This is a genomic window from Streptomyces sp. NBC_01450 (assembly GCF_036227505.1).
Classification (GTDB): domain Bacteria; phylum Actinomycetota; class Actinomycetes; order Streptomycetales; family Streptomycetaceae; genus Streptomyces.
Window position 1 is genome coordinate 1112167 of the sequence record NZ_CP109481.1, and the last position, 18443, is coordinate 1130609.

An 18443-nucleotide genomic window follows, 5' to 3' on the forward strand; every position below is an offset into this window, starting at 1 on the left:
CACCCACATACTGAGTATACTCAGCATGTGCTGCGTTCCCATCCTCACCGCTTCCGGCCGCCGCTTCGTTCCCTCCGCCCCCGACAGCGCCTGGTCGTCCCCGTCATCTGTGTCAGCGTGACCTTCATCGCCATCGTCGACGGCGCGATCACCACGGTGGCGCTGCCCTCGATCGCAGACCAGTTCGACCTGACAACGGCCGCCCTGGACGGCGTGGTCGTGGTCTACCCGGTCTGCCTGGCCATGGCCATTCCCGCCTCCGCCTGGCTGGTCGAACGCCTCGGCGCCAAACGCGTGCTGCTCACCGCGCTCGCCGCCTTCCTCGGCTCGTCGCTGCTGTGCGGTACGGCGGCCGGCCTCGCCGAACTGGTCACCTACCGCGCGTTCCAGGGACTGTCCGCCGGCATACTCTTCCCCGCCTCCGCCGCACTGCTCTTCGCCACCTTCGACTCCGGCGAGCAGGTGCGCATATCCCGCTACATGATCATTCCCCAGCAGATGGCCCCGGCAGCGGCCCCCATTCTCGGCGGACTGCTCGTGGACCACCTCTCCTGGCGGTGGGTCTTCTACGTCAACCTGCCGGTGGGCGTGCCCGTCGTGCTGTTCGGCATGCTGTTCCTGGCCGAGCGGCGGGGCCGCCCGCCCGGCCGCTTCGACCTGACCGGCCTCCTGCTGAGCGCCACGGGGCTGGGCGCGGCGATGTTCGGCGTGTGCGAGGGCCCCAACCGGGGCTGGACCTCCCCACCGGTAGTCACGACACTGCTTCTCGGCGCGATCGCGCTGGCCGCGGCCGTGGTCTTCGAACTGCGTACCGCCGAACCCCTGCTGAAGCTACGCCTCTTAGCGGACCGGCTGTTCCGCGACACCAACCTGGTCAACCTCGTCGGCCTGATCCCCATCCTCGGCGCCATGTACCTCGGCCCGCTCTTCCTCCAGGAGGCGCAGGGGCGCACCGCTCTGGAGTCCGGCACCAGCACCTTCCCCGAGGCGTTCGGCGTGCTGCTCACCGTCCAGGTCGCCGCGGCGCTCTACGCTCGCGTCGGTCCCCGCGTGATCGTCGGATGCGGACTGTCCGGCGTAGCCGTGGTCCTGCTGCTCTTCTCCACCTGCGACGAGAACACCGGCCTATGGACCTTCCGGGCCTACATGTTCCTGCTCGGCATCGCCATGGGCGGCGTCTTCATGCCCACGACGGTCGCCTCGCTCGCGAACATCGCCCGCCACGACCTGGCCCAGGCATCTACCCTCAACACGGTCGTACGCCAGACCGGAGGCGCACTCGCACCGGCGGCCGTCACCACGGTCCTGGTCCTGAGCACCCCCGCGACCGCCTCCTCCGCTCCGCCCATCAGCGCCTACCACAACGCCTACCTCGCCCTCGCCGCGATCGCGGCGGCAACCGCGGCCTTCGCCTTCACTCTCCCGGACGCCGCGGCCCGAGCGGCGGCCCGCACCACCACCACCGCCCGCTCCACACCCCACCGCTCCCAGCACGAGAACGCCCACTGACGTCACACGGCCGGTCCGGAACCACCCACGAACCCCCCGCGCCGGTTCCCGCCGGGACTCCGTCCTCACACGGCGTTCGCCGACCACCGCGCTCCGCGCATCATGACTCCCAGACGCTGCAGGCAGCGACCTCGACGCCGAGCGCGGCGGGTTCGCCGTGGATGCGGCGATGGCCCTATGAGTTGTCTTCGCGGGCCAGGCGCAGGACCGGGGCGCGGATCGAGCGGACGGTGGGCGGGCGCCCGCGACACTTCGGTACTCAGGCGGCGCCACGACGTTGCCCGAGCATGTCGCGGTGCCAGCGCAGCAGTGTGTCGGGACGGACCAGCAACAGGAGGTGAGGCGCCCCGACGTTCTCGGACTTCCTCATGCGCAGCAAGGCCGTCATCGGCGCGCGGTGACGCGGGGCGAGCGATCATGCCGGTCAGTGAGGCATGACCAGCATGATCGCCGTGCCCAGCGCGGTCGAGCCGTCCCAGAAGTGGCCATACGGCCGCGGGGAGGATGCCCCGAGTGTCCGATGTGGCGCGCAGCCCGGGCATGTCGCGGGTCAGCGAGCACAGCGCGCAGGTGAGCAGGCACAGGGCCAGCGCGGCGGTGACGAGTGATCCGGTGGTCGACTCCACCGCGGCCGGTGCGTGGTGCGTGGCGTGCGGGCTGTGGAGCATCCAGACCATCGCGGCCATGCCGAGCGCGTAGGGCAGTCGCCGTGCCGTCGTGGCCTGGAGGGACTCCCCGGGGCGGCGTACGGGTGTGAGCGGGAACCACAGGGCGGCGGCGGTGAAGAGAACGGTCTGCCCGGTCCGCGGCAGCAGTGGCCCCCACGGCATCGCCGCCATGGCCACAGCCATTGCGGCGTGCAGGAGATGGTCGACGCGTCCGCGCCATGCCGAACCGGGAGGCCCGAGCGCGTACCGCACCGCATAGCCGGCCGCGCCCACGAACAGCGTGGTCAGCAGGGCGTGCACGGCATCGGTGGCGCTCATCGCCCGGCGTGCCTTCGCGCGCGGCGGCCGTGTGCCGGGGGCCTCACTCGGTGGGCCGCGGTGCGCGCAGGTGGGCACGCTGTTCCAGCTCCTCATCGGAGAAGAGTTCGAGCATGGGCTTTCCCGGCGCACACATCATGGTCACGATGAACCAGGTCCAGGCGTCCCTGAGCGCGCTGCCGTCCTGGCAGTGGATCATGTCGCCGCCCGGCTCCCAGAACGTGCCACCGGCCTCCACCACCCGTTCGGGTTCGCCCTCCTGCTCGAAGCGGACGGCGCCCTCCACGACGTAGTCGAAGGCGGGCCCGGAGTGGCGGTGCGGCGAGGTTCCCGGGTCGCCGGGCTCCCACTCGGCCTGAATGCTCATCGCGCGGCGCCCTCGGGGATCGTCAGGGGCGCGGCGTCCTGCACCATCTGCGCCGCCGTCATCCAGCTCTCCGACGCCGCCTGGTCGCCGACTCCGTGCATGTGCGCCGCGTGGTTGTCCGACACTGTTGTGCACCTTCCATGAGTCGCCATGCTTCCGGGCGGGTCGCATCTCCCCGCCTCTTCAGCTGTGTTGACCGAGCACCGTGGGGATCTGTGACAGGTATGGCGTTCCACAGGCAGTGCGCGGGACGGTGTCACAACAATGGCGCAAACACTGTCCTTGATGTTGTGAGTGGCTGACGTCGCCGTCACGAACGCATCCGTGGGGTCACCGACCCCCTGACGGGAAGAGACCCGGATGAGAGTCGTTGTTGCAGGGGCCACCGGTCTGATCGGTTCCAGGACTGTCGCCAGGCTCCGGGACCACGGTGTGGAAGTCGTGCCCGTCTCGCGCCGCGAGGGTGTCGATGTCATCACAGGGCAGGGGCTCATCGCGGCCCTGCGGGGCGCCGACGTGGTCGTGGACGTCACCGACGCGCCCTCCCGCGCCGAGGGGACGAGCGTCGAGTTCTTCGGCACGTCGACCGGTAACCTGCTGGAGGCCGCCGCCGCCACGGGCATCGAGCACTATGTCGCGCTGTCCGTCGTGGGAGCCGACCGGGTGCAGCAGGGCTACTTCCGTGCGAAGGCGGTCCAGGAGGAGCGGGCCCGGCGCTCGCCGATCCCACACTCCCTCGTGCGCGCCATGCCGTTCTTCGAGTCCGTGGACGCCCTGTCCCGGTCGACCGCGCACGCGGACGGCGTGCACGTCGCGCCCGTGCTGATCCGCCCGGTGTCGACGGACGACGTCGCGGCCGAACTCGCCCATGTCGCCGTCGGGCTGCCGCTGTTCGGCGTCCTGGAGATCGTCGGCCCCGAGGAGTACCCACTCGACGACCTCGCCGCCAAGCTGCAGGCCCCTCGGGGGGACATCCGGGGGGTGGTCACCGACGCGCGTGCCCCGTTCTTCGGCGCCCTGGTCGCCGAGCGCTCGCTGCTGCCCCGCGCGACGGCCCACCCGGGTCACGAGACGCTCGCACACTGGCTCGCGCGGCGCTGACCACCGAGGCCGAGCGCGCGCTCGCCCCGCGTACCCGCCCCTCCCCCGCCACCCGGTGCCGACATCGGAGCACGGCTCCGATGTCGGCACCGGGTATCGCTGTGGACACTGACAAGGGCCTGATGACCCCGGTCATCAAGGCTGCGGGCGACCTGAGCATCGCCGGGATCGCACGCGCGACCACGGAATTCGCCGACAGGGCCCGCACCGGCCGGCTCACCCCGGACGACGTGCCGGGTGCCACCTTCACGATCTCCGACACCGGCTGCCGCGACGCCCTGTTCGAGACGGTCGCCGTACCACCGGGCCACGTCGCCATGCTGGGTGGCGGCAGCGTGGTGAAGCGTCCCGCCGTCGTGGAGGCGGACGGCGCGGCCGCGATCGACATCCGCGACATGGTTCCTGTCGCTGTCGTACGACCACCGCCTGGTGGTCGGCGCCGACGCCGCCCGCTGTCTGGGCACCGTCAAGACGCTCCTGGAGTCCGACGCCCTCGGCGCGGACCTCATGCCGACCGCGGAGTCCAGAGGTCGGTCTCCGTCCCGCCTCAAGGCCCCCGTCGCCTCATGGCACCGGGGCCGCCACCACACGGCTGTCACAAAAGTAACGCATCGTCTGTCTTGCTGGGTATGCACCCTGTCACCTCCCGGGAGTCGGCCGCTCCGCCCCAGCCGGACGACTACACCGTCAGCGCCGAGTTCTACGACGTGCTCCAAGCCCAGCAGGACGCGATACGGGTCCACCACCTCTACAGCGACGCCGTGCGCGGCGCCCGGCTTGGCGTGCTGGACGTGGGCGCCGGAACCGGTCGTGTGACCTTGATGAGCCTTCTCGAATCCGAGGTGGGCGTGCACGCCGTCGAACCCGCGCGGGCGATGAGGACCTCGCTGATGACGCGTCTGGCCTCCCTGCCCGCGGAGTCGAGGGCGCGCGTCACGGTCCACCCTCATCCACTCGACCAGGCGGAGCTGTACGAGGTCGCGGACGTGGCGATCTGCCACAACACCGTCGCCAGCCTGTCGTCCGCCGTACGCCGCGCCCTGTGGCCGTCCCTCGCCCGGGCGATCGTCCCCGGCGGTTCGTTGCATCTTCAGCTGCCTCCCGCTCGGCTTCCCGACGCGGAGGTGGTGCGCCCCTTCCCGGCGCAGCGGGTCGGCCGACACGAGTACGGGGGACGCATGGTGATGTCGGCCGACGGCGCCCGGATCCGCACACGGTTCGACTATTGGGTGTGCGCGGGCAGACACGTGCTGCGCGAGCACACGGAGACGTTCTGGATGTGGCCGGCCTCGCGTGCCGAGGTGATCGACCAACTGCGCCCGCAGGGCTTCCGCCCGTTGCCCGACGGGACCCGCCGGACCGACACGTCCGTGCTGACGCTGACTCTTGGCAGGCCCAGGACATCGTTCAGGACGCCTGGCCACGCCGGCCGGTGACCGATCGCGCCCAAGTGCTGGCAAGATCGTGACCCCCGGATGTCACAAGGGCGGCTACTCGTCGGTCAACCAGTCGTCCGGAATCCGGATTTCCACTGACCGAAGGACAGACCAACGTGCCCGCATCCCTGCCCTCCGTGTACGCGCCGCCGGGCATGAGCCGAGGCAGGTACCACGACAATACCGGAGTCAACCAGTGACCGAGCACCTCCAGTTGCCCAACCTGTCCACGCAGAAGGACTACGTGGGTACGGCCTTCTCCCCCATCTACACGACGACCGTGACGGTGAGCGGCGGTGTCGCCTCCCACGGGCGCGCCTCCGGCAGGGCACGCTCGTCCGACGGGTCACTGGACATCAACCTGCGCATGCCCCCCGAACTCGGCGGCGACGGACAGGCCACCAATCCCGAGCAGCTGTTCGCCGCCGGCTTCGCCGCCTGCTTCCACGGGGCCCTGAGCCTGGTGGCACGGCAGGAGGAACTCGACCCCGCCGCGATCTCCGTGGAGGCGACCGTCGCCTTCGGACGGGATCCGGACGACGGTGGCTATCTGCTGCGCGTCGACCTCGTCGTGAACTGGCCGGAGGTGGATCCGGAGATCGCGAATCCGCTGCTGGAGCAGGCCGACTCCCTGTGCCCCTACGCACGTATGGCATGGCGCGGCACACCGACCACGATCACGCTGGCTCCTTACGACCTCGGGGGGGAATAGTGATCCGCCCTGGTCGGGCCGTGACATGAGAAGGACCGCACGGGTTGGGTGAGTTGTGAAGGCGACCTGGGCCGGCCCGTGCGCTCTGTTCGCATTCTGCCCCGTCTGGTATCTCCCGCGCACATTTCGGCGAGTTGTTCTCCGAACTCGCCGGACCGTGGGAAGCCGCCCGCCAGTCCACGCTGCGTGCGGCACGGGGTGGCCCGAGCCGACGGCCGCGACCCTGCCGCTGTTCCCGACGGGAAAGAACAGGTCGGAGTCCGTGCCCAGGCAGTGGGCCGATTCACTCCAGTCCATGAGTTTCCTCCTGCGGGGAAAAGTGGATGGGCTCGCACACGCGCGACACGGTCGTGCGCGCCGAGCACAGGGCTCCCCATCGCGCGAAAGCCGGTTGAGCCACCTCCGGCGTTCGCTCGCGTGCACGACGTCACGGTCTCTGGCAGACCAGACCGGGCGGCCGGCGTTTGTGTGATACAGAAGCGTCAGCCGAGCCGCAGGCTGATGTCACACGATCTGTGCTTGTCCGGTCTGCTCTGTCAAGCAGGCACAACACCCCACACACGCCGGCGGAGTACCGACGCCGCCTGATGGTGTGGTGCCGGGGTGCTGTGAACAAGGAGGTTGGGGCATGGAGTTCGCCGATGAGGCACTGCCGATCGGGGAGTTGGTGGATGAGAGGCGGCATCTGCTGGATGTGGCGTTCTGGATGCTGGGCAGTGGCAGTGAGGCCGAAGGGGTGGTGGATGAGGCCTATCGGCGGTGGTACGGGCTTACGGAGTCGGAGTGGGCGGTGATCGAGGAACCCCGCGCGTGGTTGTCGCGCCTGGTGGGCGGAATCTGTCTGCAGCGGTTGGCGCGGCCGGGGAGACGGCGGCGTGGCGGGCCGACCTTGGAGTCGGGTGACGTGGCCGACGAACATCGGCGGCTGTTGGAGCAGGAGGTGAGCACGGTGCTCTTGGGAGCGCTGGATGCGTTGTCTCCGGCTGAGCGGGCTGCGTTCGTGCTCAATGATGTGTTCGGGATGGCGCCGGGTGCGGTGGCGGACATCGTCGGGCAGTCCGAGCCGGAGTGCTCCGATCTGGCGGAGCGGGCGCGGCAGAGCCTGCGGGCCAGGCGAGGGCGGCCCACGACGGCGCAGCAGCAGGACGCGGTGGTGGGTGAGGTGCGCGAGGCGTGCGCGGCCCAGGATGTGGAGCGGTTGCTGATGTCGCTGGCGCGGGACGTGACGGCGTTCTTCGACGGCGGCGGCAAGGTGCGGGCGCAGATACGGCCCATTCATGGCCAAGAGCAGGTGGCCCGGAGTCTGCTGACACTGCTGGCTCCGCGTGCGCACACGACGGTGAACCCGCATTCCGTCAACGGTCGGACCGGCCTGGTCGTGTGCTATGACCAGCGGGTCGCCGCGGTCATCAGCCTCGACCTCGTCGGCCCTCATGTCGTCCAGGTCTGGGTCGTCGTCAACCCCGACAAGCTACGTGCCTGGAACAAGACCGCTCCCAGATACCGCTGATGCGTCTTGCAGTCGTGCCGGTGCGGCCGCCGAGGACGTCCTGCCTCGGCGGCCGCACCGGCATGGGGGCAGCCCTATTGGCTCACGCCCTGTCCGGGACCGCTTCCATCAGGCTCCGAGCGCGGTCTCGTAGCGCGCCGGCGAGTTGAGGAAAGCGGCGATCTTGCTCGGGTTGAACACCCACATGACCCGGTGAATGCCTTCGCTCGTGGCGGCTATCGTCATGAAGGTCGAGGGACGGCCGTCCCGGTGGAGCATCACCCCACTGCGCCCGTTGGCCTGGACGAAGCGCACCTCCACCTCGCCCCAGAACCGCGGGAACGCGGTCGACAGGTTCGCCACCCGCGCACGTCCCAGCACCGGGATGCGAGCGGCGCCGCGTATGCCGTTGCCGTCGGACAGACTCACTGCCGCGGGTGTGAGCAGCGCTTCCAGATTGGCGATGTCCCCCTGCCGCGCCGCCGCCACGAACGCCTCGAGCAGGCGCCGGTGCTCGGCCGCGTCGACGCTCTCGCGCTGCTCCGCCGCGAGGTGCTTGCGCGCCCGGCTCACGATCTTCCGGATGTTGACCACGGTCAGTTGGAGCATCTCCGCGATCTCGGCGTACGCGTAGTCGAACGCCTCCCGCAGGACGTACGCGGCCCGCTCCGTGGGGGTCAGCTTCTCCAGAACCAGCAGGAGCGCGAGTTCCAGTGCTTCCGCCCGCTGGGCACCCACCTCGGGGTCGCTGCTCGTGTCGACCGGTTCGGGCAACCACGGACCGATGTAGGTCTCTCGCCGCATACGGGCGGACTGCGCCACGTTGATCGCCAACCGGGTGGTGGCGCTCGACAGAAAGGCCACCGGGCTGACCACAACCGAACGATCTGCCTTCTGCCAGCGCAGCCACACTTCCTGCACCACGTCCTCGGCCTCGACCGCGCTTCCCAGTACGCGGTAGGCGATACCGAAGAGTCGTGGCCGTAGCTCCACGAAGACGGAAACAGCCTCGTCCAGTGCACCTTCGGCGGGGGCCATCTCGGGATGCATGGTCCTTCTGTCTCCGTTCCTCCGAGTATCCAGCGCTGTCAAGTGACGCGATCATGCGGCCGCCCGCCGAACAGCCGGTCCGGCGAACGAGGTTCGGGCAGGACCACTGATCACCACGGTGTCGCCCATCGCGTCTGCTTCATTGACAACGTAGGTCCCTGTTTTGTGACATCCATCGTGCAAATTTGGTGCGGACGGTTGGAACACGGTGGGCGTTGAGCGAACGAGCGTCCTGTTCTGCTCCGGTTCGCTGGCGCCCGAGGCATGCAGCAGGCGTTGAAACGTTGTTGAGTGTGTGGGTGCCTGATGGTGTGTCGGGGTGTGGTAGGCCGGCTGGCAGTGCTGGTGATCTGGTCCCGGGTGGCGAAGCGGAGGGTCATTTCGGCTCGGTGTCGGGACGCGGTCATCAGGTGGTGGTGGGGTCGGAAGTGGGGTGAGACGCCGCTGAACGCGGACAGGAACCGCTGGGCCGCGCCGGCGGAGCAATAGCCCTTCATCGTGTGTTCGCGTTGCCACGTCGGCTGATGTCGGCAGCTGGCCGGGGCCGCCATCGGGGACCTCGGGGCGGGGTCCCCGCCGAGTGGCCCAGGGATGACGATTCCCTGGGCCACTCGGCGGGGAAGGCCCGACAGAGTCAAGCTCAGGTCAGAGCTGCCACAGGAGCCACATCTTGGCGTTGTCGTCATAGCCGCAGGCATAGCTGTTGCCGTCCGTAGCCTTGTTCGCGGCGGCAACCAGGCACTGAAGCTTGGTCGGGTACGCATATCCCGTCCAGGTGCTGGCCGAAGCCGCGGACGATGCACCGAGCGCAATTCCGAGTGCCGCAGCAGCGACAAGTCCGACCGAAGTGATTTTCCGCTTGAGCTTCATTTCAATCCTTATGCGTTGGTCTTCAAGAGGGCGCTGCCGTCGCTTACGCAACTCCGCTGCGATGTGACCCATGGTCAGGACGTCCAGCAACACGGGCCGCGGTCGATCGTGCGATGCGAGAGAGGTTCATTTTTCGGACACAACCTCGCCTCCCGGGCTGCTTTGCTCTCTTCGGTAAGGGGCCGCCTCATCTGACGAACTTCCCCCTGGCCGGGGTCCGTTCTCCGTCTGATGCGGCTGCACACACAACATGTGATGCGGGCCCGGTCGGAGAAGTTCGCGTGAGACACGGCAGCTGTAGTTCGAGCGTCTGCGCTGGTCAGCGTGTTGCCGGGGCGGATGCGGGCATGAGTACGGCCACCGTGATCATGAACGTTTGTGACGACGTATCAAGACGCGGTGGCCGTGGAAGCAACGATAGCCGAGCAGGCGTGGGGCGAGGCGTTCGGGAGGGCGATGCGGGCGGTCGCGGGCTGCTTCGCGCGACGTGAAGCCCGGGCGACGGCGGCGGAGTTGGTCGCGGGGCTGTTGCTGGAGGTGGACTCTCGGAACTGCTGGACGCTCGCGCAGGTTCTGGGACATCCGGGCCCGCACCGGCTGCAGCACCTGCTCTCGCGCGCCCGGTTCGACCATGAGCGGGCCCGGCAGGAGATCGCCTGCCTCGTGATCGATGAACTCGCCGGTCAGAGCGTGGTGTTGGTGGCGGACGAGACGGGGGATGCGAAGTCGTCCACGGACTGCGTGGGCGCCGGCCGGCAATACTCCGGTGCAATCGGCGGTGTCGGACTGTGCCAGGTGGCGGTACACCTGGCGGCGGTCACCGCGACGACGAAGGTGATCATCGATCGGGCCCTGTATCTCCCGGCGGACTGGGCTGCGGACGAGGAACGCCGCGAGGTCGCCGGAGTGCCGGAGGAGATCGCCTTCGCGACGAAGCCGCAGCAGGCGCTGGCCATGGTCACCGACGCGCTCGCCGCCGGGCTGAAGGCCCGCTGCTTCGCGGGCGACGAGGTGTACTGCGGGCGCGAACTACGCCGGGGCATACGGGCGCTGGGGCTCGGCTACACCGTTGGCATCGCCGCCACCTACCAGGTCACCGACGGGACCGGGTGCCGCTGGGAGGCCCGCAAAATGATCAACAAGGTGCGGCCCGGGCAGTGGATGCGCCGGCAGACCGGACATGGCACCAAGGGCACCCGCGAGTACGACTGGGCCTGGCTCGATGTCCGCCCCGACGACGCTCTCGACGAGAACCGGAACGAGAAGGAGGCCGGGACGAGTGTGCTGGTCGCGCGACGGCACCGCTACACCGGCGAGGTGTCCTACTTCCGCTGCTGGGCACCCGGCGACGTCTCGCTCGGCACGCTGGTGGAAGTGATCTGTCGCAGATGGCGGATCGAGGAGACCTTCCAACTCGCCAAGGGCTTCACCGGACTCGACCAGGCTCAGGTGACCTGCTGGAACTCCTGGATGCGCTGGTCACTGTTCGCCCTGATCGCCGCCGCCGTCCTTGCCCTCACGGCCGCCGCCGTCCACGACGCTGCCGAGGACGAACCCGCACTCGTCCCGCTGAGCTGCCCCGAGCTCATCCGGCTCCTGCGAGCCCTCGTGCTGCCGCCACCCGTCCGCGACCGCGAGCACGTCCTGCACTGGACCGCCTGGCGACGCCATCACCAAGCCGTCGCGACCGCCTGCCACCAGCAACGACACCACCGTCACGACCAACCGTGATCAAGAACTACAGCTGCCGTGTCACACCTTGGCAAGTGATCTGCGTCTCACTGCACACCATGCAGTTCCCTCCGCGCCCGCTCGTCCCCGCCTTCTCCGGCTGACGTCAGGCGTGGAACCCGGGCGGGGGCGTTGTCATGTTGTTCGGTGCGTGGGCGTCTGACGGTGTGTCGGGGCGTTGTGGGGCCCGGTTCTGGGCCTGTGCTCAGGGCGCGACGGGCTGGTCGGCGGCGCTGGTGATGTTCTCCCGGATGGCGAAGCGCAGGGTCGTTCCGGCCCGGTAATCGGGTCACTTGGCCGGGAGTTGCGGTGAACACCGCAGGTCGGCGGCGCGCCGATACCGCAGCTGCATCACAGGTCGACACGGCATCGACGACGTGGACGCAGCTGCGGGAACGGCGCCTGGTGCCGGGCGGCGCCGCCGCACCGCACCTGCGGTGAGCGCCGCACGCCCGCACGCTTGCGTGTCAGGCCGGCTGCCAGGAGAGGATCGCCTGGTACTGCGACTCGATGCCCCCGGCTGCGGTGATACTCGACGGGACCTGGTCCGCCCCGGTGATGTTGTGGTTTTTCTGGATCAGGACTTCCTTGTTGTCGTAGTCGGAGGGACCGTTCGGCCAGTAGTTGCCCTCGATGTCCGTCGGGTCGTACGTTCCGTCGCCCACGGTGTAGTTCACGTGTTTGCTGCCCCATGGTGAGACGCTGATGTTCCACACCGCGTTGCCGAGGATCGACACGTAGGTGGCGCCGTTGTCGGTGTACAGGACGTGGCCGCCGGAGGTGTTGAGCTGGTCGTGGACCACGTTGCCGGTGACATGCTCACCGTTCGCCATCGAGGTGCCGGTGATCCCGTTTGTATAGACGGCTCCGCCGTCGCCGAGCAGCGACATGTGGTCGTAGATCAGGTTGTTCGAGATCGTGTTGCTGTTCGAGTAGTTGGGCTGTGCGGGCAGGCTCACCTTGTCGGGCCAGCCGCCCCAGCCGATGGAGATCGCAGTGTAGGGCACGTGGTCGATCTGGTTGTGGGTGATGGTCGATGTCTCGATGTATCCGGCGTCGATGGCGACCCCGCCGTGGTATTCGGTGGCGGTGTCGTAGAAGTGGCTGTCTTTGACGGTGATCGCGCTGGTGTGCTGGGCGGAGCTGCTGGGCTGGGGGATGTCCACGCCGCCCAGGTCGAGGCCGTTGCCGGAGATGTCGGTGAACACGCAGGCGGTGACCGTGTCGTTCTGGGAGCCGTCGCCGAGGTCCAGTCCGGCCGCGCCGAGATGGACGAAGTAGTCGTGGTCGAAGTGGATGCTCTTGTCGTAGCTGAACCGCACCGCGGCGGGCATCTTCGTCCAGTTGCCGTACGGGCAGCTGCCGCCCGACACGAAGTCGCACAGTCCCTGGGTGGCGTAGCCCGTGGTGCCGGTGACCTGGTACGTCGCCTGGATCTCGGAGAAGCCGGTACCGGTGTTGGACGTCGTGTAGTTCGCGTAGCTGAACTGGATCCCCTGGAAGCCGACATGACTGGGTTCGTCCGAGGCCTTGCCGGAGGACGCCACCAGAGTGTCGAGCGAGGGCGCCTCGACGTCCGCGTTGGCCAGGTTCTCCCCGGAACGCGGAATGTAGTAGAACCGGTGCTCGCTCTTGTCCAGGTAGAACTCACCTGGCTTGTCGAGGAGTTCGTAGGCGTTCTCCACCGCCGTAGGCTTCTCGGTGATCGACTTGCGGCCGACCAGGTTGTAGGTGCGGCCCGAGTCGTCGGTACGCATGACACGCTGGGTGGAGTTGTTCCAGCAGGGCTGGGCCATGGTGATGGCGGTACTCGTCACCGAAGCGACCGGACAGCGCGGCTCGGTCCACAGCCCGAGGCCGCCCCGGTACACGAACTCGATCGCCGATGGATTGCGCCAGCCGGCCATCGGGTCTCCGGACGCCGTGGTGTATCCGGTAGCCGTCTGGGTCAACGACACCGGCAGGGAGCCTGTCGCGCGCTGGGCGCGCACGCCGCCCACGTACAGCTGCCGGGTGTCCAGGCCGCTGGGGGCCGGGGCGGACCAGATGTCGCTGCTTGTGCTGGTCTTCGCCCAGCCGCTGATCTGGACACCGCCGCTGATGACCGGGGTCTGTCCGGACGCAGCCTTCCACCAGACGGTGCCGGCCGTGCCGCCGCCTGAGTCCGCGGCGGTGAAGGTCAGCGTGTTGGCCAGCCGGTAGACGCCGCCGGCCAGGGTCACGGTGATCGGGCCGGACGTCGTCTTGTCGATCGCCCGGACTGCGGTCTGCGCCTTGGTGAGCGTGCGGAAGGGGGCATCGACACTCGTCCCAGGGTTGCTGTCACTGCCACTGGGCGAGACGAAGTAGGTGACTGCGGTCGCCGCATGCGCGGGCGAGGAGAGCGCTCCGAGGGGCAGGAGCGCGCAAAGGAAGGCCGCGACGACACGATAAGACCCGATGAATAAGCGGAATGATCCATGGGGTCTCGTGGCATGCGCCTGCTGTCTTATGAAAAACATGCAGGCAAAGTAGGGGTAGCGGCGTGAGACGTCAATGACCGTGACGGTGATACATCGGACCAATTATCTTGTGAAGGTGGTGCCCTAGGTGTTCTGTCCACGGGAGGTTGGTGACGGTGATCACGGTTGGGTGATCTTGAACGAGTGAGGGCCTTCCGGGTTCGGTGTGGATTGCGACGTCTACACACGAACGATCAGAAGGCCCTCATGCCCCACCGTAATGCACATCCCTGACGGCGGCGGCCACAAGGTCCTCGGCCGTCAGGCAGGCCGCAGGAACCGCGCCAACGCCGGCGTGAGCTACCTGCACAACGCTGTTGACGACCATTCCCGCCTGGCCTACAGCGAGATACTCACCGACGAGAAGAAGGAGACCGCCACCGCGTTCTGGCAGCGGGCCCACACCTACTTCGCCTCCTGCGGGATCACCGTGCGGCGCGTCCTGACCGACAACGGCTCCTGCTACAAGTCGTTCCTCTGGCGCGACGCGCTCGCCGCAGCCGGGATCACCCACAAGCGAACCCGGCCCTACCGGCCCCAGACCAACGGCAAGGTGGAGCGCTTCAACCGCACCCTGCTCGACGAATGGGCCTACGCGACGCCCTACCGAACCGAGAGCGAACGACGCGACGCCTACCCGCACTGGCTGCACACCTACAATCACCACCGCGGACACACCGCGCTCAAGGGCCAGCCACCCGCCAGCCGCATCCCCAACCTCACGGGTCAATACACCTAGTAGACTGTCGCAGCTAATTCCTGGGATAGAGGTGGCGCAGTTTGATGCGTGCGTCGTGGGTGGTGAACTGCCAGTCCACCTGACGTTGGTCGGTGTTGGTGGCGTTCTGCCAGGCTGAGAGTTCGGTGTTGAGGGTGTCGAGGTCGCCGATCCGGCGGTCGAGACATTGCCTGGTCAGCGCGGAGAGTTCGATCTCGGCGATGTTGAGCCATGACCCGTGCTTGGGCGTGTGGTGGATCTCGAGGCGCTGAGCCAGGGCGAAGGCCTCTTCTGGTTCGAATGCCTCGTACAGTGAGGCGATGCCGTGGGTGTTGAGGTTGTCCATCACCAGCACAACCGTCTCGGCATCGGGGTAGTCCACGCTCAGCAGCTGCCTGACCTGGCCGGCCCAGTCGATCCGGGTCCTCTGGGACAGTGCCTGAACTCGACGCCACCCGCGCAGGGGTTCGACCCATACGAAGATCGAGCACGTGCCGCAGCGGATGTACTCGCTGTCCTGGCAGGCGTCGTGACCTGGGCGGGCCGGGAGCGGGTCGCGGACATGGCCGAGGAGCTGGTAGGGCTTCTCGTCCATGCACACGACCGGACGTGCCGGGTCATAGGGCCGGGCATAGACGGCCAGTACGTCTTCCATCCGGGCCGCGAACTCCGCGTTCGCCCGTGGTGGGATGGTCCAGCACTTCTTCAGGTGAGGACGCAGTTCCGTTTTTTTAAGACCCGGCCGATGGTGGAATGGTCCAGATCGGGGATGTCTTCGACCAGTGCGACGTGCTTCTCCAGCAGCCGCAGCGACCACCGGGTATAGCCCTGGGGTGGCTGTGAGCACGCCATCGCGATCAGCCGGGCTTCGACCTCACCGGTCACCGGTGAGGGCACCGGCGGGAGGTCGCGCTTCTTCCGCGCGATGGTGGCGTGAACATCGCCACCGGTTTCGGTGAAACGCTTGGCGACCAGCCGCAACGTCTCACCGGAGACGCCGAGCCGGGCCGCGATCACCTCCTGCGAGCCGATCCCGCCTGCAGAGGTGTCGAGTGCGAGCAGCACCCTCGCCCGCCTGATTACCGAGGCCGGATGAACCCCCGTCGTGGTCACCCGGACCAACTCCTCGCGGTCCTGCGCGGTCAGCACCACCGGCCTCTTCTTCTGCGAACCCATCGCACCAGTCCTGTCCGGCAGAGCGGGAGAGGAATCTGCCAGACGCAAGCCTCTCAATCAAACAGCCCATACCTAAGCAGCGACACGCTACTAGGGCCTGTCCGGCGGATCTTCGTGGCGTCCCCGGTCGCATATGCTGAGGCCGTCGCTTCTGATACCCGGCGCCCCGTCAAGGAAGACCAGTTGACTCCGCATTCCCTTGCGTTCTACATGGACGTGGTCGCCTCCGGAACGGTGCTCGGTGCCACTCCGAAGGACAGTCCCGACCGGGTGACCGCGATGCTGGGTTCCGATTTCGCCGAGAACTCCCTTGACGACCACAGCATGTGGCGCGACTACGGAATGGCTGAGTTCTTCTGGATTCGGGAAACACCGGACCATCCTTGGGAGGGGCACCACTTCACCTTGCAGGTGCATCGGCTGTCGTACTGGGGCGGCAGCATCGTCAACAGGGCAATTCGCGACCGGTACGGGCGCTTCGACCGCCACCTCCGGTTCGACAAACTGGAGCGGCTGCTGGGGAAGCAGGGTGTACCCCTGGAAGACGCCCCGGACGTGAGTGCTCCGACCTTCACACGGCACTGGCAGCCTGCTTCACAGGTGTCCGTCATGGTGTTCCGGGCTCACGAAGAATGGCGACAGCGTCGGCGCGGCGACGACCGTATCGGAGATGTGTACACCATCCAGTCATCGGTGAGTGCCGAAGGGGTGGCGCGGGATAGGGAGCGCTACGGCCGTCAGGACAGCCGGGAGCACGGGGCGGTCTAAATTTCTGGGCACTCTCGCGAGCCGTGCTGTCGGAGGCGGCTTGTACCCTGCACTCATTCGACGATCGGACGCTCGGACGATCACGGGTACGGGCATGCGGGCACGGGGCGGGCGTCCAGGGGCGGGAGCGCGGGGATTTCGATGAGTGACGCACATCCGATACGAAGCCATAGACCGGGCCTCTCGGTCGGCGCGCGCATCATCGCGGTGGTCGTCCTCGCCGCGATCGGGGCCGTCGGCGCCTGGCTCCAGCACGACGCTCGCGGCCGGAGTGCGGAGCCGCGTACGGAGTTCACCGCGAACAACCCGCCCGCCGGTCTGCCCACCGCGCTCACCACCGGCCAGCACCTCCACTGGTCCAACTGCACCTCGCCGCCCACCGCGCGCACGGGCTACGACTGCGCCACCATGAAGGCCCCCCTCGACTACCGGAAACCAGACGGCAGGACGATCGACGTCGCCCTGATCCGCCGCAAGGCCACCGGCCCGAACGCCCTGCGCATCGGCTCGCTCGTCCTCAACTTCGGCGGCCCCGGCGTGTCCGGCGTGAGTGGACTGCCCGAACGCCTCAACCAGTACAAGCCGCTCCTCGACCGCTACGACCTGGTCTCCTTCGACCCGCGCGGCGTTGGCGCGACCATCCCCGTGCGCTGCGGGAAGACCGCGGACGACACCGGCCACGACGGGGCCGACGCCTGCGCCGAGCACTCCGGGGCGCTCCTCCCGTACATCGGCACCTCGCACACCGCGCGCGACCTCGACCTGATGCGCTACCTCCTCGGCGACGAGCGGCTGCACTACTTCGGCGTCTCGTACGGAACGGCGCTCGGCGCGGTCTACGCCCACCTGTACCCGTCGCACGTGGGACGGCTCGTCCTCGAAGCGTCCATCGATCCGACCGAGGACCTCGACGAGGAGCAGGTGTCGCAGGTCAAGGCGGTCCAGGCGGCGTTCGACCGGTTCGCCGCGCACTGCGCGGCCCGTATCCGCCACTGCCCGACCGGCGACGGGCCCGAGGAGGCCGCGCGGCGCATGGCGCGCCTGGCCGACCGCCTGGAGAAGAAGCCCGCCCCGGCCGGCGCCGGAAGGAACCTCGACGCCGACGACCTCGCGTACGCCGTCAGCGACCATCTCCGCCTCGGCACGGACGGCTGGGCGCCGCTCGCCAAGGCCCTCACCGCGCTGATCGACCACAACGACGGCCGTCCGCTGAGCAAGGGCGCGGACGACATCGGCTCCGCCGACCGCGCGGCGACCCCGCGCGACAGCAGCCGCGCCGCCCGGACCGCGATCACCTGCGCGGACTCCAGCCTGCGCCCCGGCTTCGAACGCCTCGACCGGGACGAGGCCCGCGTCAAAGCCGCCTCACCCGTCTTCGGCGCTGCCTGGTCCACCGGCGTCTACCTCTGTTACGACCGGCCGTTCGACGGCGAGCGCGCCACGCTCCAGGTGAACGCCGACGGCGCGGCCCCCGTCCTAGTGGTTGGCGGCACCGGCGACCCGACCACCCCCTACTCCGGCGCCCGCCACATGGCCCGCGCCCTGGGCGACGGTGTCGGCGTGCTCCTGACGGCCGAGGAGGAGGGCCACGGCACATACCCGCAGAACCGCTGCGTCACGGGGACGGTCGACCACTACCTCCGCACGGGCCGCACCCCGGCCCCGGGGACGGTGTGCCGGGGCAGCATGTCCTGAGGCTCGTACGGATCTGCCGGGCGGTCGTCAGCACACCGGTTCGCTCGCAGGGGCCCCGGGCGTGCACCACCACACCGCCCGGTCCGAGACCGCCTTCGGGTGGGTGCCGGGTCGATCGCCTGGGGCATGATCGCCGACGGATACCGCCCCGGTCGCTTCGACGTCATCGGAGCCCTCGTCTGCCTCACAGGAATGGCCGTGATCATGTACGCCCCGCGTGGTAACTGACGACCTCAACCGCAGGTCATTCCGCAGGTTCTGATAGCCGGACTTACCAGCATGCCCGTCCGGCACGACGACTCCGCACCGTGCGCGGATTCCGGCGTTTCCGCAG

The 18443-nt window shown here is 68.4% G+C and carries 14 protein-coding genes and 5 pseudogenes; 10 read left to right on the forward strand and 9 right to left on the reverse strand.

Going from position 1 to position 18443, the window contains the following annotated elements; genetic code table 11:
• Positions 1-117: 117 nt before the first annotated feature.
• Positions 118-1509 carry a DHA2 family efflux MFS transporter permease subunit gene (locus OG568_RS53575; protein ID WP_443077975.1) on the forward strand — a complete coding sequence of 464 codons (1392 nt, stop codon included), beginning with the start codon at positions 118-120 and terminating at the stop codon, positions 1507-1509.
• A 259-nt stretch (positions 1510-1768) separates the two neighbouring features.
• Here OG568_RS53575 and OG568_RS61925 read toward each other — a convergent pair whose 3' ends face one another.
• The 3 genes and pseudogenes from OG568_RS61925 to OG568_RS53590 form a co-directional block, all read right to left on the reverse strand.
• A complete protein-coding gene (locus tag OG568_RS61925; RefSeq protein ID WP_443077992.1) occupies positions 1769-1897 on the reverse strand; it encodes a hypothetical protein in 129 nt (42 codons plus the stop codon).
• A 136-nt stretch (positions 1898-2033) separates the two neighbouring features.
• A pseudogene (locus OG568_RS53585) lies at positions 2034-2591 on the reverse strand (DUF5134 domain-containing protein); the annotation flags it as partial.
• Positions 2539-2987 (reverse strand): annotated as a pseudogene (locus OG568_RS53590) (cupin domain-containing protein). The pseudogenes OG568_RS53590 and OG568_RS53585, both read right to left, overlap by 53 nt.
• Before the next feature lie 235 nt (positions 2988-3222).
• Here OG568_RS53590 and OG568_RS53595 point away from each other — a divergent pair.
• The 4 genes from OG568_RS53595 to OG568_RS53615 all read left to right on the forward strand — a co-directional run bounded on the left by OG568_RS53595 (position 3223) and on the right by OG568_RS53615 (position 7621).
• Complete coding sequence (locus tag OG568_RS53595; RefSeq protein WP_329537325.1) at positions 3223-3963, forward strand: SDR family oxidoreductase; 741 nt, start codon at positions 3223-3225, stop codon at positions 3961-3963.
• 101 nt (positions 3964-4064) lie between these two features.
• Positions 4065-5399 (forward strand): 2-oxo acid dehydrogenase subunit E2, encoded by a 1335-nt coding sequence (locus OG568_RS61930; RefSeq protein ID WP_443077945.1) that lies wholly within the window; start codon positions 4065-4067, stop codon positions 5397-5399.
• 196 nt (positions 5400-5595) lie between these two features.
• The gene (locus OG568_RS53610) at positions 5596-6111 is read left to right on the forward strand and encodes an Ohr family peroxiredoxin (RefSeq protein WP_329537326.1); all 516 of its coding nucleotides are present in this window, start codon (positions 5596-5598) and stop codon (positions 6109-6111) included.
• 628 nt (positions 6112-6739) lie between these two features.
• On the forward strand, positions 6740-7621 hold the full coding sequence (locus OG568_RS53615; protein WP_266421137.1) for an RNA polymerase subunit sigma: 882 nt from the start codon (positions 6740-6742) through the stop codon (positions 7619-7621).
• Positions 7622-7729: 108 nt separating this feature from the next.
• Here the strand turns inward: OG568_RS53615 and OG568_RS53620 are convergent, their stop codons facing one another.
• The 3 genes and pseudogenes from OG568_RS53620 to OG568_RS53630 form a co-directional block, all read right to left on the reverse strand.
• Positions 7730-8650: an RNA polymerase sigma-70 factor gene (locus tag OG568_RS53620; protein WP_266421135.1), complete on the reverse strand. Its 921-nt coding sequence runs from the start codon at positions 8648-8650 to the stop codon at positions 7730-7732.
• Positions 8651-8970: 320 nt separating this feature from the next.
• A pseudogene (locus tag OG568_RS53625) lies at positions 8971-9177 on the reverse strand (IS6 family transposase); the annotation flags it as partial.
• A 118-nt stretch (positions 9178-9295) separates the two neighbouring features.
• Positions 9296-9520, reverse strand: coding sequence for a hypothetical protein (locus tag OG568_RS53630; protein WP_329537327.1), 225 nt, complete (start codon positions 9518-9520; stop codon positions 9296-9298).
• 378 nt (positions 9521-9898) lie between these two features.
• Between OG568_RS53630 and OG568_RS53635 the strand changes: the two genes are divergently transcribed.
• Positions 9899-11251: an IS701 family transposase gene (locus tag OG568_RS53635; RefSeq protein ID WP_329537328.1), complete on the forward strand. Its 1353-nt coding sequence runs from the start codon at positions 9899-9901 to the stop codon at positions 11249-11251.
• 467 nt (positions 11252-11718) lie between these two features.
• Here the strand turns inward: OG568_RS53635 and OG568_RS53640 are convergent, their stop codons facing one another.
• Entirely contained in the window at positions 11719-13752 is a 2034-nt protein-coding gene (locus OG568_RS53640) for a right-handed parallel beta-helix repeat-containing protein (RefSeq protein ID WP_329537329.1), read from the reverse strand.
• A gap of 226 nt (positions 13753-13978) precedes the next feature.
• Between OG568_RS53640 and OG568_RS53645 the strand changes: the two are divergent.
• A pseudogene (locus OG568_RS53645) lies at positions 13979-14491 on the forward strand (integrase core domain-containing protein); the annotation flags it as partial.
• Between the two features lie 13 nt (positions 14492-14504).
• Here the strand turns inward: OG568_RS53645 and OG568_RS53650 are convergent.
• Both OG568_RS53650 and OG568_RS53655 read right to left on the reverse strand, forming a co-directional pair.
• Positions 14505-15287, reverse strand: a complete 783-nt coding sequence (locus OG568_RS53650) for an IS630 family transposase (RefSeq protein WP_329534954.1) — start codon at positions 15285-15287, stop codon at positions 14505-14507.
• The gene (locus tag OG568_RS53655) at positions 15176-15646 is read right to left on the reverse strand and encodes a helix-turn-helix domain-containing protein (RefSeq protein WP_266624875.1); all 471 of its coding nucleotides are present in this window, start codon (positions 15644-15646) and stop codon (positions 15176-15178) included. The genes OG568_RS53650 and OG568_RS53655 overlap by 112 nt, the downstream gene beginning before the upstream one ends.
• A gap of 183 nt (positions 15647-15829) precedes the next feature.
• On the opposite strand from OG568_RS53655, the gene OG568_RS53660 reads away from it, so the two are divergent.
• From OG568_RS53660 to OG568_RS53670, 3 genes and pseudogenes are all read left to right on the forward strand, one after another.
• Positions 15830-16414 (forward strand): hypothetical protein, encoded by a 585-nt coding sequence (locus OG568_RS53660; RefSeq protein WP_329538279.1) that lies wholly within the window; start codon positions 15830-15832, stop codon positions 16412-16414.
• 141 nt (positions 16415-16555) lie between these two features.
• Positions 16556-18109, forward strand: coding sequence for an alpha/beta hydrolase (locus OG568_RS53665; RefSeq protein WP_329537330.1), 1554 nt, complete (start codon positions 16556-16558; stop codon positions 18107-18109).
• A 105-nt stretch (positions 18110-18214) separates the two neighbouring features.
• Positions 18215-18337, forward strand: a pseudogene (locus OG568_RS53670) (YnfA family protein); the annotation flags it as partial.
• Positions 18338-18443: the final 106 nt, after the last annotated feature.

Coding starts and splice junctions, on each gene's coding strand:
- OG568_RS53630 (WP_329537327.1), bottom strand. CDS start 9,520: ATGAAGCTCAAGCGGAAAATCACTTCGGTCGGACTTGTCGCTGCTGCG.
- OG568_RS53615 (WP_266421137.1), top strand. CDS start 6,740: ATGGAGTTCGCCGATGAGGCACTGCCGATCGGGGAGTTGGTGGATGAG.
- OG568_RS61925 (WP_443077992.1), bottom strand. CDS start 1,897: ATGACGGCCTTGCTGCGCATGAGGAAGTCCGAGAACGTCGGGGCGCCT.
- OG568_RS53595 (WP_329537325.1), top strand. CDS start 3,223: ATGAGAGTCGTTGTTGCAGGGGCCACCGGTCTGATCGGTTCCAGGACT.
- OG568_RS53640 (WP_329537329.1), bottom strand. CDS start 13,752: ATGTTTTTCATAAGACAGCAGGCGCATGCCACGAGACCCCATGGATCA.
- OG568_RS53620 (WP_266421135.1), bottom strand. CDS start 8,650: ATGCATCCCGAGATGGCCCCCGCCGAAGGTGCACTGGACGAGGCTGTT.
- OG568_RS53655 (WP_266624875.1), bottom strand. CDS start 15,646: ATGGGTTCGCAGAAGAAGAGGCCGGTGGTGCTGACCGCGCAGGACCGC.
- OG568_RS53665 (WP_329537330.1), top strand. CDS start 16,556: ATGAGTGACGCACATCCGATACGAAGCCATAGACCGGGCCTCTCGGTC.